Source organism: Aliiroseovarius lamellibrachiae, assembly GCF_018599245.1.
GTDB classification, from domain to species: Bacteria; Pseudomonadota; Alphaproteobacteria; order Rhodobacterales; family Rhodobacteraceae; genus Aliiroseovarius; species Aliiroseovarius lamellibrachiae.
In genome coordinates this window covers 41598-59339 of sequence record NZ_JAHEVJ010000009.1, presented here as the reverse complement: position 1 = coordinate 59339, position 17742 = coordinate 41598, and the positions used below count along the sequence as shown (strand labels likewise).

Below are 17742 nucleotides of genomic sequence, written 5' to 3'. Positions count from 1 at the left end.
AGATGCCATGTCCGACGACACAACGAACTCAAAAGACACTCAGATCCCGACCAACCTTCGGCTTTTGATGATACTTGAAGAAGTTGTGCGCCTCGGCGTGGCAGTCAAACCCACCGACCTGATCGAATCGATGGGGTTACCCAAACCGACGATCCATCGGCTTCTGCAAACTGCGGAAGCCGAAGGTTTTTTACAGCGTGACCTAGATGGAAGGGCATATGGCCCGGGAGACCGCCTCAGGTCTCTTGCGGTTAACACCATGTCATCAGAGCGTATACGGACCGCGCGTCTTGCTATCATGAAGGGGGTCGCCGAGAAAATCGGAGAAACCTGCAATCTGGCAACCCCCGATCGGGAGGGGATGACCTATCTTGATAGGGTCGAAACCCAATGGCCCCTGAGGATCCAATTGCCCAGAGGAACGCAAGTTCCGTTCCACTGCACCGCGAGCGGCAAATTGTACCTTTCCTCTCTGCGCTCAACGACCTTGATTGGCGTTCTTTCCGCGAAACCTCTTGAGCGGCATACCGAACACACGATCACATCGCCAGAAAAGCTCCGTGACGAGCTGGATAAAACGCGTGAACGTGGATATTCGATAGATGACGAAGAGTTCATGATCGGAATGGTGGCCGTTGGGGTGCCAATACTGGATCCACAGGGCCGATTATTGGCCACACTGTCGACCCACGCACCGGTTATGAGGTGTTCGCTTGAGCAGATTATCGAGTTTGTTGATCCACTGAAAGAAGCAGCCATAAAGCTGGCTGACCTCAATAAACTTCAATAGCTTTCCGAAATATTCAATGGAAGACAGGTCCAATTGACTTCCAACGCTGCTGTCCGCCGCGCCCTTGTTTGACCCGAACGATGGCGGGGGATGATCGTTTTTTGCGGGCCTGCGCGAAATGCGGTGCGGAAATGCTGGGTTTTCCCGAAGTTAAGGGGTTTTACGTTACTCTGCGGGCATTTGGCGGCATAAACGTTGATAAATATGCGCTAAGCCTTGACGGATTGTGGGTTTATGTGGAACTTCTGCGTCAGGAAACCAACATTGAATAGCATCTTGTCGTCTGATGTGCATATGTTGGTCGTTGACAAAGCGCCGGGTGCTAAGCGGCTGCGCTTCGGGGGCGTGTTGATGCTGAAACTCACTGATTATGCGGCACATGCCGCACAGATTGCTGAACTTGCCGCGACGACGGCGCGCGGGTTTTTCCGCGGCCAGTTGGCGATTGAGTTCAAAGAGGATGAAAGCCCGGTCACCCATGCGGACAAACAGGTCGAAGAAACGGTGCGCGCCTATCTGAAACAGCATTTCCCCGACCATGGAATATTTGGCGAAGAGCATGGGATCGAAGGGGCGGATTGTGCAAATATGTGGGTCATCGATCCGATTGACGGGACGCGATCTTTCCTGTCCGGGCACCCGCTGTTTGGGTTTTTACTTGCATATCTGGTGGATGGGGTTCCGCAAATTGGTGTGATTGGCATGCCTGCTCTGGACGAGGTCTTTATTGGCGTCAAAGGGCAGGGGGCGACCTTGCAGGGCCAGCCGATCACCGTGTCTAAAACAACCCAATTGAAACAGGCGGTTTTGTTTGTGAATGAGGGCGAAAAAATCTATCGCGACCACCCTCAACTCTTTGATCAACTGACAAAATCTGGACAGACCCTTCGGTTCGCATATGATTGCTATCCGCATGCGCTGTTGGCGGCGGGGCATGTGGACGCCGTGGTTGATTATGATTTGCAGCCCTACGACTATTTGGCTGTTTCGGCAGTGGTCGAAGCCGCAGGAGGGATTGCAACCGATTGGAATGGCTGCGCGTTGACCCTGCAGTCGGCTGGTCGGGTGATTTCGGCGGCCACCCCCGAACTGCACCGCGAACTTCTTTCGTTGCTGACGGGACAACCCAGTGATGACTAAACCACTTTTATTCAGCCAAGGTCAGGGTCTTGTTCTGATGGGTGCCGACGTGCGGCTTGCACATATGCGCATGATTTCGCATCGTCGTGGTGAGAAGTCAGGGCCCATGGTCCTGAAGGGGAGTGACCCATTTGCGAAAGATCTTGGCCCTGTCACGGGGCTTGGAAAATGTAATGATTGAGGCCCGGAATGACTTGATTACATCCGAGGCTGACACTGCGACCATGGCGCGGGAACTTTTGTGGTTGCCGCAGCCTGCGCCGCAGAAAGACAGGAAACAGGGGAACGTGAAATGAGTGCTAATCTGACATTTGAGGGTCTGAAAGCCAGGGTGGCCAGCGGTGAAATTGATACGGTGCTGGTCTGCGTGGTGGATATGCAGGGCCGGTTGATGGGCAAGCGATTTGTGGCTCAGTTCTTTGTCGATGGCGGTTATGAAGAAACCCATTGCTGCAATTATTTGCTGGCGACCGATCTTGAGATGGCAACGCCAGATGGCTATGCGGCGACCTCTTGGGCGGGGGGCTATGGCGATTATGTCATGAAACCAGATCTGGATACGTTGCGTGCTGTGCCGTGGTTGGACGGAACCGCAATGGTGCTTTGTGATGTCCTTGATCACCACACTCATAAACCGGTGCCACACTCCCCGCGTGCGGTGTTGAAAAAGCAACTTGCACGTCTGGAAACGATGGGGTTTTCGGCGGTCATGGCGACAGAATTGGAATTTTTCCTCTTTGCCAAAAGCTTTGATGAAATCCGCAAAGAAGGGTTTCGTAACCTGGAACCGATCAGCGCATATAACGAAGATTACCACATCCTTCAGACCACAAAAGAAGAGCATGTGATGCGCCCAATCCGCAATCATCTTTATGCGGCCGGGATCCCCATTGAAGGGACAAAAGGCGAGGCGGAAGCAGGGCAGGAAGAGCTGAATATCAAATACGCCGCAGCGCTGGACTGTGCCGACCACCATACCATTGCCAAGCATGCGGTGAAGGAAATCGCCTGGCAACAGGGGCACGCCGCAAGCTTTTTGCCCAAATGGCATAAGGATCGTGTGGGGTCGGCATCCCATGTGCATCAATCGCTTTGGAAAGATGGGAAAAACGTATTTTTCGACCCAAAGGGCGCGCATGGAATGTCGGATTTGATGCGTCACTACATGGCCGGAATGATCAAGTATTCCAGTGACATGATGGTATTTTTGGCGCCCTACGTGAACAGCTACAAGCGCTTTACAAAGGGCAGTTTTGCCCCCACTGGCACCGTCTGGTCCATCGACAACCGCACCGCCGGATTTCGTCTGTGTGGCGAGGGCAGCAAAGCGATCCGCGTGGAATGTCGTGTGGGCGGGGCTGACCTGAACCCCTATCTTGCGATGGCCGCTCAATTGGCTGCGGGCATTGCCGGGATCGAAGAAAAGCTGGAGTTGTCCCCCCCTCAGGCGGGTGATGCTTATAACGACCCAGATGCTAAGAAACTGCCCGCCAATCTGGCGCAAGCTATGGACGCCCTTGCCGCATCCCACATGCTGAAAGCTGCTTTTGGCGAAGAGGTTGTGGCGCATTACCATCGCTGCGCGGCATGGGAACAAGAGGAATTTGACCGCGTGGTGACCGATTGGGAAATCGCCCGTGGTTTTGAGCGCGCCTAACGCGCATTTCAGATCATTAAGACCGGAACAGAGACATGACACAGACACTGAAATGTATCTCGCCGATTGATGGATCCGTTTACGCGGAACGTCCGGTGCTTTCGCTGACGGCGGCGCAATCTGTCGCTACCCGTGCGCGTGATGCGCAAAAATCCTGGGCCGCACGTCCCTTGCCCGAGCGTATTGATTTGGTGATGGCAGGGGTTGCCGCGGTGGGGGCAATGAATGATGAGATTGTACCAGAGCTGGCCCATATGATGGGTCGCCCAACACGCTATGGCGGCGAATTTGGCGGGTTTAATGAACGCGCCAGCCATATGGCATCAATTGCGGCGGACAGTCTCGCGGATATAGAAGTGGGCGAGGACGCTACGTTTAAGCGGTATATCAAGCGCGTCCCGCATGGGGTGGTTTTTGTCGTCGCACCTTGGAATTACCCCTATATGACGGCGATCAACACGGTGGCGCCAGCGTTGATTGCGGGCAATACGGTTGTGTTAAAACATGCAACACAGACCTTATTGGTCGGCGAGCGGATGGCGGCGGCCTTCGCGGGGGCCGGTGTTCCCGAGGATGTATTCCAAAATGTCTTTCTGTCCCATGACGTGACCAATGATTTGATCGCAGGAAATGCGTTTGATTTCGTGAATTTCACCGGGTCCGTTGGGGGTGGACAAGCGATGGAACGGGCCGCAGCGGGCACGTTTACGGGCGTTGGCACAGAACTTGGTGGCAAAGATCCAGGTTATGTGATGGAGGATGCGGATCTTGATGCGGCCGTTGATACGCTGATCGATGGGGCGATGTTCAACGCGGGGCAATGCTGCTGTGGGATCGAACGGATTTATGTACATGAAAGCCTGTATGACGCCTTTGTTGAAAAGGCAGTTGCGATCGCAAAGGGCTATAAACTCGGCCATCCGATGGACCCGGACACCACCATGGGCCCAATGGCCAATATACGCTTTGCCGACGATGTGCGTGCACAGATTGCCGAGGCCGTGGCCGAGGGCGCCGTGACTCATATCGAAACGATGGCAGAGGATGATGGCGGCGCCTATCTCACCCCGCAAATTCTGACCAATGTGACCCATACGATGCGCGTGATGCGCGACGAAAGCTTTGGGCCGGTTGTGGGCATTATGAAAGTGTCCTCGGACGATGAGGCCATCGCGTTGATGAACGATAGCGAATTTGGCCTGACGGCCAGCCTTTGGACACAAGATCCTGAGCGCGCCGCGCGCATCGGTGATGAGATTGAAACCGGCACTGTCTTTATGAACCGCGCCGATTATCTGGATCCGGGCCTGTGCTGGACCGGCTGCAAAAACACGGGGCGCGGGGGCGGACTATCTGTCATCGGCTTTCACAATCTGACGCGCCCAAAATCGTACCACATGAAAAAGGTGACCTCATGAAACTTGTTGGAAACTGGTCCTATCCGACCGCTGTGAAATTTGGGGCTGGCCGTCTTTCGGAACTGGCAGAGGCCTGCAAAAGCCTGGGAATAAAACGCCCGCTCTTGGTGACGGATAAGGGCCTTGCGGCATTGCCAATCACGGCCCAAGCGCTGGACATCCTAGAGGCGGCCGGGCTTGGCCGTGGTCTCTTTTCCGAGGTGGATCCGAACCCATCAGAGCGGAACCTTGCAGCTGGCGTTGCCGCGTATAAAGCGGGGGACCACGACGGGGTGATTGCCTTTGGCGGCGGCTCGGGTCTTGATCTGGGTAAGATGGTAGCCTTTCATGCGGGGCAAACCCGCCCGATCTGGGACTTTGAAGATGTGGGTGATTGGTGGACCCGCGCCGATGCGGATGCCATCGCACCCATCATCGCGGTGCCAACCACCGCAGGGACTGGGTCCGAAGTGGGGCGCGCATCGATCCTTACCAATTCGGTGACGCACGAGAAGAAGATCATCTTCCACCCCAAGGTGCTGCCGTCCATTGTGATTGCGGATCCAGAATTGACCGTTGGCATGCCCGATTTTATTACCGCTGGGACGGGGCTGGATGCGTTTGCCCATTGTGTCGAAGCCTTCTCAAGCCCGCATTACCACCCAATGTCGCAGGGGATTGCGCTGGAAGGGATGCGTTTGGTGAAAGACTATCTGCCGCGCGCGTTTAACGACGGCACTGATCTCGAGGCGCGCGCCCATATGATGTCTGCCGCCGCAATGGGGGCCACCGCGTTTCAGAAAGGGCTTGGTGCAATCCATGCGCTCAGCCACCCAATTGGGGCGGTTTACAACACCCATCACGGCACCACCAACGCGGTCTGTATGCCTGCGGTTCTGGCGTTTAACGCGCCTGAAATCGCGGATCGTTTTGATAGGGCGGCGGCTTATTTGGGCATTGCGGGCGGGTTCAACGGTTTTCAGAACTTTGTGCAGGAGTTTAACGACCGCCTCGCCATTCCGCGCAAGCTGTCAGAGATGGGTGTCGATGATAAGCAGCTGGATGAAATGGTACGTCAGGCGCTGGCCGATCCGTCTTGCGGTGGCAATCCGGTGGAACTGACGGCTGAAAACACCCGTCAGCTGTTTATTGATTGCATCTGACCACGGCTTCCGTTTGGACACAGAACACATGAAAAGGGCGTCAGTCGTGGCGCCCTTTTTTATCTTCGCCGGCTTCGGCGACCAGGGTCGGCTCGGTCACTTCAAAAACGAAGAAACCATTGGCCCAACATCGTGGCGTTGGGTGTACATCAGCAAATGACCTGCCTGAAAAACCTTTAACCTGGAATTCCGTATTTTCTGCGCCAGCAGCATTTGGTTTGCGATCGGAATGAGCCCATCAAACTGACCCGCAATAATCAAGGTGGGCTGTTTCAATTTATCCAACCACGACAAACTGGTCCAGCTGCACATGGCGCGTACCTGCCCAAAGTATCCTTCACTTGTGGGGCGGATCGCGTGTTTGGAGTAGTCTTGGAACATTCCGGGATTTAGCACCGCCTCGCCGCCGTACATCCAAGGCCCGATGAAATCCCCGTAGGCTTTGTTGAAATATCGCATCGGGAACATGATTTCTGACAGGGCAATTGGCGTTCCCCACCAGCTGCCAATCCCCCCCGCCGAGGTGATCGCCAGCACCAGTTTGCGCACCCGATCGGGCGCGTCATACGCGATTTGTTGTGTCACGGCACCGCCCCAGGAAATCCCGAGAATATCAAACTGTTCCACCCCAATCTCATCCATGAAGGCAAGCGTGAACCCGGCATAATCAGACATTGATTGCACGCCGTTATTGACCGCTGAGCGCCCGGTTCCGGGCATGTCAAACGTAATGATTGTGCGGTCCGTGATCACATCAATCAACGGCAATAGGATCTCGATGGATTGGCCCAAACCATTGCAGATCAGAAGCGGCGGTTCGTCTGTGTCAGCCTTGTGGATCAGATACCGAACGTCGGTGCCCTGAATATTGGTGATCGCCATCTCGCCATGAGAGATATCAATTGCTGCTTGCATCCGCTTACGCCCGTTCCAGAACATATTTTCCGGGCGCAGGGTCAAGCACCTTGTGGGTTTTATTGCCAAGCGTTTTGGGCTTTGCGCGGTCTTCGGCGGGGTTGTTCTCGTTCAGCCACAGCAGCCAGTGGGGCCACCAACTTCCGTCTGTGACAGAGGCGGTTTCAAGCCAACCCTCGGCATCAAGCGCGTCGTTGCCGTCGGTCCAAAACCGTTTCCGGTTGCGGGTGGGGTGATTGATCACAGTGCCCGAAACATGCCCCCCCGTGGTCAACACAAATTCGGCGGGCCCAGAGACCAAAGGCGTGGCCGAATATGACCCTTTCCAAGGCACAATATGGTCACCATCTGCGGCCACGAAATAGCACGGAACGTCGATGTTTCCCGTGTCCACGGGGCGGCCCAACAGGGTCAGTGCGCCGGGGTCTTTCAACTTATCGGCCATATACATCTCTTCGATGTAATAGGAATACCATTTGGCGGGCAGGTTGGATGTGTCCGAATTCCAATACAGCACATCAAAGGGTGCCGGGGATTTCCCTAGTAGATAGTTTGAAATTACAAAATTCCAAATAGATTCATTGACATGCAGCATGGACATCGCATTCGCAATGTCGCGGCCTGGCGCAATCTTTTCCGATTTCAGGCGCATGTCATAGGCGGCATTTTGCCCCTCGTCCATGAACACTTTTACCTGTCCGGGGTCTTCAAAACTGATCATTGATGACAAGAATGTGGCCGACCCCAGCAATGGTTTCAGTTCGGGTGGCAAGACTGAAAGTGCGGCGATCAGCATTGTGCCGCCATTGCACCAGCCCAGCATATCAACGCTTTTGGACTTCGAGACTTCGGATGTCACCTTCAGCGCCTCAAAGATGCCCTGTTCAATATAGTCGTCCCATCCGTTGTCGCCCTGATCCGGCCCCGGATTTCGCCAAGACATCATGTAAACGCTTTGCCCTTGTTCCAGCAAATAGCGAACCATGGATTTCTTTTCATTCAGGTCGAAAATATAGAATTTGTTCACGCAAGGGGGCACAATCAAAACCGGGTTGCCGCGCTGTTTTGCGGTCATCGGTTCATATTGAATGACCTCAATCAGATCATTACGATAGATCACAGCGCCGGGGGTCGTGGCCAGATTTTTACCAACCTCAAACGCGTCTTCATCGGTGGTGGTAATATAGCCTTTTTCCAGATCGCTGAGCAGGTTTTTAAACCCATCCACAAGGCTTTTCCCGCCGGTTTCTTTGGCCAGCTCCAAGACATCTGGATTTGTGATCGCAAAGTTTGACGGGGCCATATTATCGGCGGCCACGCGGGCGTAAAAGCTGAGCTTGCTTTGTTCATGCTCCGGCAATCCCGCCCCATCCGCCAAATCTGTCATCGCCTTCGCGGTCAATTCATACGAGTGGCGCAGCAGGGGAAAAATCCCCTCGTTCCAAGCGTCCCCCTTGAACCTGTTGTCCTTTGTTGTGCCCTGTTCTGGATTGGCCGCGTTTAGCCAGACCTGTGCCAAGTCCGTTTGGTACTTGATCCAAGTGCCAGTCCAGTCGGCAAAAGGATGGGCATTGCCACCATACATCGCCTCAAATGACTTAAAGAAATCCTTGGACATGTCCTGCAATTTGTCGGCGTCGATGTTTGAAAATACGGGATGAGACTCCATTGATTGCTTGAACAGCTGAGCCAGCGCATCCATCTGATCGGTTTTCATCCTCAAATCCCTTTCCATTTCGCCTTCGCACCACCGCGCGTGTTGCAGGGGATGTAAACTGTTATGACCCAACAGCAAACCCACGCCCGCACAGTTTAATCTCTCAGGATTGTTGCGTGAATATTGCAGGGCTGGTCGGGATGTTCGCCAGTTTGCATAGACGGTGTTTCTAACCTGTTTCGCGCCGGCCTTTTGACATAATAGTTAACATAAGACGCATTACGCGCCATACGACCTTTTGCCAACCTCAGGTTTGATCACGACTTTGCGCCCTTGGGGGTCGCAATGTGAATGATTATGGCTGTTCTGCGTCGATCTGGCGGCCCAGTTGCAGGCGAAACAGTTTTGCACCGGCATCCAGCCCAAGATCCAGATGCGGGCTGGTCTTGTTTTCCATACCGCGATGCACGGCCTCCAACACCACTTTATCCTCGTTAAACGCCATGAGGGCGCCTGCATTCATCTGTTCGGAAATCGCTGTGTCATCGGGGTCGGTGTTGCGGTGCTGAAACCAGATATAAAGCGTGTTGTGCTCATCAATCGGCGTCATGAAATTATAAGAGACATTCACATAGGTCAGATCGCCATGTGGCGCCTTTGGCCCACCGGAACCCGCGGGGCAATAGATCGACATGTTCACGCCAATGGCTGGAAAACACATTTCGTAATGCTGCTTGCGGTCGCAATTGCCTGTGAATTTCACCAGCGGCGCGTAATAGGGCGATACCGGCTGGTCATAGATCCAACGCGAAACAATCACTCCCCGGTCGGTACGTTCCAAATCCAGTGCCGCATCATCGGTGCCCGCCCCCGCAAAAGACGTGACATGCACCCAGGCCACATGGCTGGGATCTAACAGGTTATCGGCCATCCACAGATAGTTGCACCCCAAATGTAATGACCCGCCATCAGTGGCGCCCCAAGCGGGGTTGTCATAATTTGGGATGTGAAAAATCTCGTCTGGGGTTGCTTTGTCCGCATCGCCCATCCAGATCCACAAAAGGCCGTATCGATCCTCGACCGGATAGGATTTCACAACCGCGCGCTTGGGAATATTGCCCCGTTGGGTCGGGGCCTCAACGCAGGACCCCGAGCAATCAAAGGTCAAACCATGATAGCCACAAACCACACGGTCGCCGGCCAGCTGACCCATCGACAAGGGCAGCTTACGGTGAGGGCAAGCATCCTCTAATGCCACGGGTTTGCCATCCCCCTGACGATAGAAAACGATCTTTTCGCCAAGCACAGTCTGGGCGCGCAATTTCTGCTCATAGTCTTTGCTCCACCCCGCCACATACCAGCAATTGCGCATATACATTGTCGATTTCCTTTGCCGTTTGGACCAAGCCTAAAAGTCTTGTTGGTCCATAGCTATTCGCCATTCATAATGTTGTGCATTAGCTGGACTTACGTTTTGGCGCCAGCTCACTCATCCTTGGCATAATAGCCCACAACGTCACCATCTGTGGACACACCCAAACCATTCAGAAGGCGGTTGGCATAGTTGAAATATCCAATGATTTGATTGGCTTCCAAAATTTCACCATCATCTACGCCCGCCGCCCGCAGTGCCTCTATATCGCTTTTGACCATGTCGCCCGGGCGCAGGGTCAGCTTTTCTGTATACCGTAACAAGGCCAATTCCTTGCCATCGAAGGCCTCTTCTGGGCGCAACGCTGTTAAGGCAGCTTCCACCATATCCGCACGCGCCGTGTCATTGATCAGATGACGGGCGTTGGACCAGTGGTTGGCATAGGAATATGCACAGCGATTAAGGGTCGAGACATAGGAACTGATGACCTCTTGAAACCACGTCGCAATGGTGTTGGCGTCATCATGCAGACAGGCACGGTACAGCACAACATGCCCGTTCATCGTTTGCGGACGCAGCGAATGCACCCGCATCACATTGTCCACCGTGCCATGTGGCGTGCGGGCAAAGTTCAGCGCTTCGCGCAGAGGGCCATCTGCCTCGTCGTCCGACAGCATTTTGATCCAGGCTGACATGCAGTTTCCTTTCAAATGGGGGGGCTCGGCCCGTAATGTCAAAGACGGATTTGAACCATCTGGTTTTCCATCCGCGTTTCAAAGATTTTCATTGCCCGCGTGGCAGGTGCCGATATGGCCCGCCCAGTGCGCACATCAAACGCCCCTTGATGCAGGGGGCATTCGATAATGTGTCCGACAAAGTACCCGTCACATAAATCTGCCCCGCCATGATTGCCAAACGCCCAATGGCGGACCACCGATCACCCCCCAACCCGCGCGCTTCGCGATGGCAATAACCCCCCCAGCAATGGCCGGGCCACTATCTTGGCGACAATCAAAGACACCAGCAATCCGGTGAGCACACTCGTGGCCACGCCAAACCAAACGCCGATCACGTCAAAGCCAAGTACATTCACAAAAAGATAGATGAACAATGGCACCGCGAGACCTTGACGATACACCCCAATCCAAAAGGCCCAGATGGGTTTTTTCAAGCCTTGCAAGAAAGAATTGATCGCGAACAAAGCCATGTAAGCCGGCAGGATTGCACCATCAACCCGCAGGTAACTGACCCCAATTCGGATCACTTCAGCATCGTCGGTAAACAGCCCCATCGCGACCTCGGCCCCAACCCATAACACTGGGCAGGCCACCGCCATATAGATCAGCCCAATGCCAAAACATGTGAACAGCGCCTGTGACACACGGCTGTTTTCCTTGGCGCCAAAATTCTGCGCCACAATCGGCAAGAGCGCCCCGGTCAGGCCAAAAACCGGCAGCAGGGCAATCTGTTCAATCCGCAGAGCCACCGCATAGGCCGCCTGTGTTGTCTCGCCAAAACCACGCAAATAATAGAGAACCACAAACCCAGAGAAGACCAGAACAAACATCGCGGTGCTGGCGGGGACCGACTGTGCGGAAATGGCCCGTGTCGTGGCCCAAGACGGGCGCAGCTCGGGCAATTTCGGTGCCGCGGTGACGTCCATCTTGTGAAGCTTGGACACCAAGAAAACAGCGACGCCGGTTTGGGTCATCACCGAAGAAAGGGCCAAGCCGTCAAACCCAATGCCGCCCCAAACACCGGGAAGGCCAAAGACAAACAGGGGGTCGAGCACGATATTTGCCAGGAAGGCGCCGATCAATCCACGCTTGAAACTCTCGGCATCTCCAAAGGCTTGCAGGATCCCATTGGCGCAAAAGGTCAGGATAAATCCCGGCAAAGAAAACAACAAAACCAAGAAATAGCGTGACCCGAGTGTTCGGATCTCCCCTGGCTCTGTCGTCAGGGTCATCAAGGGGCCGGCAAAGACAATCCCAACGATTAGCAAGACCAGCGCGCCAATCACCCCATAGCCAAGCCCTTGTAGGGCGACCTTGCGGGCGCGGCGTTTTTTATTTGCGCCAATCGCGTTGCCAACCAATGCCGACATGGCCGTCCCCAACCCAAAAGCAAAGGTCGACAACAGGAAAAATGGGTGAAAAGACACGGCAAGACCCGCCTGTGCCTGTGTCGAAATCATCCCAGCAAAAAATACATCCACAAGGTTGTAAAGTGTCGAAAACCCCATGCCTATTGCCGCGGGTATGGCCAGCGTTTTGAAATGCTGAACCAATGGCCCGCGCACCAAAGAGCTGCTTTGGGTCACAGCCATCAGTTTTCCCAGCGCGTGCAATGGTTCATGTGAGGATCCTAATTTCCAAGAATTCTCGGCAAACGTAGCCCTTGCGACCGGGCACATTCAACCGCTTCTTCATACCCCGCATCCGCGTGACGCCAGACGCCCGAGGCCGGGTCGTTCCACAAAACGCGCTCAAGCCGCTTGGCGGCCTCATCCGTGCCGTCCGCGCAAATCACCACGCCCGAGTGCTGCGAAAAGCCCATGCCAACGCCGCCGCCATGATGCAGCGAAACCCATGTGGCCCCAGACGCCGTGTTGACCAACGCGTTGAGCAACGGCCAGTCTGACACCGCATCCGATCCATCGCGCATTGCTTCTGTTTCGCGGTTGGGGGACGCGACAGATCCGCTGTCCAAATGGTCGCGACCAATGACAACCGGGGCTTTCAGTTCGCCAGATTTGACCATCTCGTTGAACGCCAAACCAAGCCGATGACGGTCGCCCAGACCCACCCAACAAATGCGCGCAGGAAGGCCCTGAAACGCGATCCGGTCACGCGCCATATCCAGCCAGTTGTGCAGATGCGTGTTGTCCGGCAAAAGCTCTTTGACCTTTTGATCGGTCTTGTAAATATCCTCGGGATCCCCGGAAAGCGCCGCCCAACGGAACGGGCCAATGCCTTTGCAGAAAAGTGGGCGGATATACGCGGGGACAAAGCCGGGGAAGGCAAACGCATCTTCCAGCCCCTCTTCCAGCGCCATCTGTCTGATATTATTTCCATAATCCACCGTGGGAATGCCGTCGTTGTGGAAGGCGACCATTGCGGCCACCTGAACGCGCATCGACGCGCGCGCGGCGGCTTCAACCTCTTTGGGCGCCGTTTCCTGTTTGGCTTTCCACTCTGCCATGCTCCACCCTTGCGGCAAATATCCGTGGCGCGGATCATGGGCAGAGGTCTGGTCGGTCACAATATCAGGGCGAATGCCGCGCGCCTGTATTTCGGTGAACACATCCGCCGCATTGCCCAAAAGCCCGACGGATTTCGCTTCGCCCGCGGCCGTCCAGCGGCTGATCATCTCAAGCGCCTCATCCAGCGTGTCGGCGCGTTCATCCACATATTTTGTGCGCAGGCGAAAATCGATGCTGTCGGGGTTACATTCCACCGCCAGACAGCACGCGCCGGCCATCACAGCGGCCAAAGGTTGCGCGCCACCCATGCCACCAAGCCCGCCGGTCAGGATCCACTTACCAGTCAGATCACCGCCATAATGCTGACGCCCCGCCTCAACAAAGGTCTCATAGGTGCCCTGAACAATGCCCTGCGATCCGATGTAAATCCACGATCCGGCCGTCATCTGACCGTACATCATCAGACCCTTTTGATCGAGCTCGTTAAAGTGATCCCAATTGGCCCAATGCGGCACGAGGTTTGAGTTGGCGATCAACACGCGCGGCGCATCGGTGTGGGTTTTGACCACGGCAATCGGTTTGCCCGACTGCACCACCAATGTCTCATCTGCCTCAAGATCCTTCAGCGTCTCAACCATCGCATCAAAATCCTGCCAGCTGCGCGCGGCCCGGCCGATGCCCCCATAGACCACCAATTCATGCGGATTTTCCGCCACATCCGGGTGCAGATTGTTCATCAACATCCGCAGAGGGGCCTCGGTCAGCCAGCTTTTGGCGTTCAGTTCCGGCCCTGTAGGGGGATAAATGTCTCGGGTGTTTTTACGGTCCAAATTGTGATCCGACATGGCAGGCTCCTATGCAGATAACGCGCCAGACAGCGCATGTGTTTCGAGTTTGGAGAGGATGGATTTCAGCACCGGGCGCACGGATTTTGCCCGATCAGGGCGATATCCCCATGGGGCCGCCTCATCCATATAGGCGCGCTGCGCCAACTCCATTTGAATGGCATGCTGGCCTGTTTGTGGCCTGCCATAGTGGCGCGTGGTCCAGCCGCCTTTAAAGCGCCCGTTCAGCACGGTTTGTGTGGGGTCATGTGCAACGCAGGTTTGATGCGTGATCGTCTCAATCTCAGCCGCGCAAGTGGTGCCCTGATTGGTCCCGATTGAGAACACCGGCAGCAAACCGTCAAACAAAAACGGAATTTCTGAACGGATCGAATGACAGTCATAAAGTACGACACAGCCATGTTTTTCACGCACTCGCGCCAGCTCACTCGCCAGCGCGGCGTGATAGGGGGCGTGATAGGCGAGACGCCGTGTTTCCACCTCGTCCAGGGACGGCGCTTGGCCCTCTTGCCAAATATCCACACCGTCAAAATCTGTTGTGGGACAAAGACTTGTGGTGTTTTTACCGGGATAGAGCGACACGCCTTCCGGGTCACGATTGGCGTCAATCACATAGCGATGCACGTTGGATTTCACCACCGTCGCCCCCGGCAAAAGCCCTTCATAAAGCTGGGTGATGTGCCAATCGGTGTCATCAAGCCCCGCGCCCCGCGCATTCAACCGCGCGGCAATATCCTCGGGCACATAAGTCCCACCATGAGGCTGCGCCAAAACCACCGGGCTGTCACCGCGTATCACATCAAACGGCCTCATCCTGAGAGGCCCTCTATGCTCACGGCTGACGCCTCAACCAATGCCCCCTTGGCCACCAGTTTGGCGGCGATTTCGATGTCTGGGGCAAGATAGCGATCATCCTCTAGCCGCGGCACATCCTGACGGAACCGGGTGATTGCATCGGTTAGTTTTTCACTGGTTCTCAGCGGCGCGCGGAACTCTACCCCTTGGGCGGCGCACATCATCTCGACCCCCAGAATATAGTGTAAATTGCCCACCATCCGCGTCAGACGAAACGCGCCGTGGGCCGCCATCGACACATGGTCTTCTTGGTTGGCCGAGGTGGGGGTGGAATCGGTCACACAGGGATTGGCGAGGTGCTTGTTTTCACTCATCAACGCCGCCGTTGTGACCTCGGCAATCATCAGGCCCGAATTCAATCCGGGGTTTGGGGTCAGGAAGGGCGGCAAATCATGGCTCAGCACCGGGTCCACCATCAAGGCCACGCGCCGTTGGGCAATGGCGCCGATTTCTGACACGGCAAGCGCAATCATATCCGCCGCAAATCCGACCGGTTCGGCGTGGAAGTTTCCGCCTGACACAATCAACCCCGCCTCGGTTAAAACCAAGGGGTTGTCGGTGGCGGCGTTGGCCTCTACCTCCAACGTTTGCGCGGCTTGGCGCAATACGCCCATCGCCGCCCCGGTCACTTGGGGTTGGCAGCGAATGCAATAGGGATCCTGCACACGGGTGTCATCCTCGCGGTGGCTTTCACGGATCTCGGACCCCTCTAGCAAATTGCGCATCGCAGACGCCGCCTCGATCTGACCTTTATGGCCGCGAAGCGAGTGGATTTCTGGTTGCAGCGGTGCGGTGGATCCCATGATGGCGTCGGTTGATAAGGCGGAGGTGACCAGTGAAGATTGCGCCGCGCGCCACGCCTGAAACAGACCCGAAAGGGCGAATGCGGTCGAGAATTGCGTGCCGTTGATAAAGGCCAATCCCTCTTTTGGACCCAGCTGAATAGGCTCTAACCCGGCACGTTTTAACGCTTCTGCCCCGGGCAAAACCTCGCCCTCATACTCCGCCTCACCCTCGCCAATAATCACCGCCGCCATATGTGCAAGCGGGGCCAGATCACCGGATGCGCCTACCGATCCCTGTGATGGGATTTGTGGCGTCACACCGCGCGCGAGCATCCCTTGCAACAGCTCAACATACGCCCAGCGAACACCGGACGCCCCGCGCCCAAAGCTGAGCAATTTTAGCACCATAATCATCCGCGACATGCGCCGTTCAACCGGGGTGCTGACGCCACAACAATGCGACAGGATCAGATTGCGTTGCAGCGTCGCCGTGTCTTTGGCCTCAATCTTCATGCTCGCAAGTTTGCCAAACCCGGTGTTCACGCCATAAACGGCCATGTCCCCTCGGGCGGCCGCGTCAATGCGTTTTGCGGCCTCTTCAACGGCGGGGCGGCAGGTCGGGTCCAAGATCACAGACGCCTCGCCCCAGTAAATTTGCGAAAGCTCAGCAAGGCTGACAGCGCCAGGTGTAAGGGTGAGCGTGGTCATAGACAGCCTCCGAAAATACGTCGATAGAGGGGATTAAACCCGATGCGGTAAGAAAGTTCAGCGGGGTGTTCAACGTCCCAAATCGCCAGATCCGCGCGCAGGCCGGGGGCAATTTGACCTCGATCCGTCAGCCCCAAGGCGCGGGCCGCGTTGCGTGTGGTGCCCACGAGCGCCTCTTCTGGGGTCAGGCGAAACAGCGTGCAGGCCATGTTCATTGCCATCAGTAAAGAGGTCATCGGCGAGGATCCGGGGTTGGCGTCCGTGGACACAGCCATCGGCACATTATGGGTGCGCAACAGGACAATTGGGGGCTTTTGTGTTTCATGTAACGTGTAAAACGCGCCGGGTAGAATGACCGCCGTCATGCCCGCTTTTGCCATGGATTGAACGCCCATTTCATCAAGGTATTCAATATGATCCGCCGAAAGCGCACTAAAACCAGCCGCCATTTTTGCACCGCCAAGATTGGACAATTGCTCCGCGTGGATTTTCACCGGCAGGCCTAGGTCTTCGGCGACCGTAAACACCCGCGCGACCTGTTCAGGCTGAAAGGCAATCCCTTCGCAAAAGGCGTCAACCGCATCCACCAACCCCTCGGCGTGGGCGGCGCGCAGGGTTGGGATGCAGACCTCTTCCAAATAGGCATCATCGCGCCCCGCGTATTCTGGTGGCGTGGCATGGGCGCCCAAAAACGTGGTGCGCACCTCGATGGGGCGACAACCGGCAAGACGACGGGCGGCGCGCAGCATATTCAGCTCTGCGGTGCGGTCCAAACCATAGCCGGATTTCACCTCAATCAAGGCGACACCCTCGGCAATCATCGCATCCACACGGGGCAGCGCCGCGGTCAAAAGATCGTCTTCGCTTGCGGCGCGCGTGGCTTTTACGGTGGAGATGATCCCCCCACCCGCCCGCGCGACCTCTTCATACGACGCACCATTTAGGCGCATCTCAAATTCCTGCGCGCGGTTGCCCCCGTGAACGATATGGGTGTGGCAATCTATCAGCGCGGGGGTCACCAATCTCCCTTGTAAATCAAGGGTTTGATCAATGTTAAACGTGGTCGGAAGCGCGCCTTCAGCCCCGACCCAAGCGATGATTTCCCCGTCCAACACACAAGCGGCATTGTCAATCAAACCATAGGGGGCTTGGCCTGCCTGCAATGTGGCAACACGGCAGTTTTTCAGAAGAATGCGGGTCACGGCGACGATCCATGCTGTTTGTCTTGCAGCATCGTTTGTATGCCTATAAAG

16 protein-coding genes are annotated in these 17742 nt (G+C 55.7%); 6 read left to right on the top strand and 10 right to left on the bottom strand.

Features of this window, described 5'->3' with window-relative positions:
- Positions 1-7: 7 nt before the first annotated feature.
- The 6 genes from KKW20_RS14945 (at position 8) to KKW20_RS14920 (ending at position 6147) form a co-directional block, all read left to right on the top strand.
- Positions 8-790: an IclR family transcriptional regulator gene (locus KKW20_RS14945; protein WP_214568713.1), complete on the top strand. Its 783-nt coding sequence runs from the start codon at positions 8-10 to the stop codon at positions 788-790.
- A gap of 68 nt (positions 791-858) precedes the next feature.
- The gene (locus KKW20_RS14940; protein ID WP_214568712.1) at positions 859-1062 is read left to right on the top strand and encodes a hypothetical protein; all 204 of its coding nucleotides are present in this window, start codon (positions 859-861) and stop codon (positions 1060-1062) included.
- Between the two features lie 79 nt (positions 1063-1141).
- Positions 1142-1930, top strand: coding sequence for an inositol monophosphatase family protein (locus KKW20_RS14935; protein ID WP_214568797.1), 789 nt, complete (start codon positions 1142-1144; stop codon positions 1928-1930).
- A gap of 292 nt (positions 1931-2222) precedes the next feature.
- Positions 2223-3587 (top strand): glutamine synthetase family protein, encoded by a 1365-nt coding sequence (locus KKW20_RS14930; RefSeq protein ID WP_214568711.1) that lies wholly within the window; start codon positions 2223-2225, stop codon positions 3585-3587.
- A 35-nt stretch (positions 3588-3622) separates the two neighbouring features.
- Positions 3623-5005, top strand: coding sequence for an aldehyde dehydrogenase family protein (locus tag KKW20_RS14925; RefSeq protein WP_214568710.1), 1383 nt, complete (start codon positions 3623-3625; stop codon positions 5003-5005).
- Entirely contained in the window at positions 5002-6147 is a 1146-nt protein-coding gene (locus tag KKW20_RS14920) for an iron-containing alcohol dehydrogenase (protein WP_214568709.1), read from the top strand. The genes KKW20_RS14925 and KKW20_RS14920 overlap by 4 nt, the downstream gene beginning before the upstream one ends.
- A 96-nt stretch (positions 6148-6243) precedes the next feature.
- On the opposite strand, the gene KKW20_RS14915 is transcribed toward KKW20_RS14920, so the two are convergent.
- The 10 genes from KKW20_RS14915 to hutI form a co-directional block, all read right to left on the bottom strand.
- Positions 6244-7086 carry an alpha/beta fold hydrolase gene (locus KKW20_RS14915; RefSeq protein ID WP_214568708.1) on the bottom strand — a complete coding sequence of 281 codons (843 nt, stop codon included), beginning with the start codon at positions 7084-7086 and terminating at the stop codon, positions 6244-6246.
- Positions 7067-8779, bottom strand: coding sequence for a PHA/PHB synthase family protein (locus KKW20_RS14910; protein WP_214568707.1), 1713 nt, complete (start codon positions 8777-8779; stop codon positions 7067-7069). Before KKW20_RS14910 ends, KKW20_RS14915 begins: the two co-directional genes overlap by 20 nt.
- A gap of 295 nt (positions 8780-9074) precedes the next feature.
- Positions 9075-10097 carry an aromatic ring-hydroxylating dioxygenase subunit alpha gene (locus tag KKW20_RS14905; RefSeq protein ID WP_214568706.1) on the bottom strand — a complete coding sequence of 341 codons (1023 nt, stop codon included), beginning with the start codon at positions 10095-10097 and terminating at the stop codon, positions 9075-9077.
- A 107-nt stretch (positions 10098-10204) separates the two neighbouring features.
- Positions 10205-10786 carry a peroxidase-related enzyme gene (locus tag KKW20_RS14900; RefSeq protein ID WP_214568705.1) on the bottom strand — a complete coding sequence of 194 codons (582 nt, stop codon included), beginning with the start codon at positions 10784-10786 and terminating at the stop codon, positions 10205-10207.
- Positions 10787-10824: 38 nt separating this feature from the next.
- Positions 10825-11025, bottom strand: a complete 201-nt coding sequence (locus tag KKW20_RS16580; RefSeq protein ID WP_214568704.1) for a Rieske 2Fe-2S domain-containing protein — start codon at positions 11023-11025, stop codon at positions 10825-10827.
- A gap of 3 nt (positions 11026-11028) precedes the next feature.
- On the bottom strand, positions 11029-12420 hold the full coding sequence (locus KKW20_RS14890; RefSeq protein ID WP_214568703.1) for an MATE family efflux transporter: 1392 nt from the start codon (positions 12418-12420) through the stop codon (positions 11029-11031).
- Positions 12421-12458: 38 nt separating this feature from the next.
- Positions 12459-14141: a urocanate hydratase gene (gene hutU, locus KKW20_RS14885; RefSeq protein ID WP_214568702.1), complete on the bottom strand. Its 1683-nt coding sequence runs from the start codon at positions 14139-14141 to the stop codon at positions 12459-12461.
- Between the two features lie 9 nt (positions 14142-14150).
- Positions 14151-14954 carry an N-formylglutamate deformylase gene (gene hutG / locus KKW20_RS14880; protein WP_214568701.1) on the bottom strand — a complete coding sequence of 268 codons (804 nt, stop codon included), beginning with the start codon at positions 14952-14954 and terminating at the stop codon, positions 14151-14153.
- Positions 14951-16489, bottom strand: a complete 1539-nt coding sequence (hutH, locus tag KKW20_RS14875) for a histidine ammonia-lyase (protein ID WP_214568700.1) — start codon at positions 16487-16489, stop codon at positions 14951-14953. Before hutH ends, hutG begins: the two co-directional genes overlap by 4 nt.
- Positions 16486-17691 carry an imidazolonepropionase gene (gene hutI, locus KKW20_RS14870; RefSeq protein ID WP_214568699.1) on the bottom strand — a complete coding sequence of 402 codons (1206 nt, stop codon included), beginning with the start codon at positions 17689-17691 and terminating at the stop codon, positions 16486-16488. The genes hutH and hutI overlap by 4 nt, the downstream gene beginning before the upstream one ends.
- Positions 17692-17742: the final 51 nt, after the last annotated feature.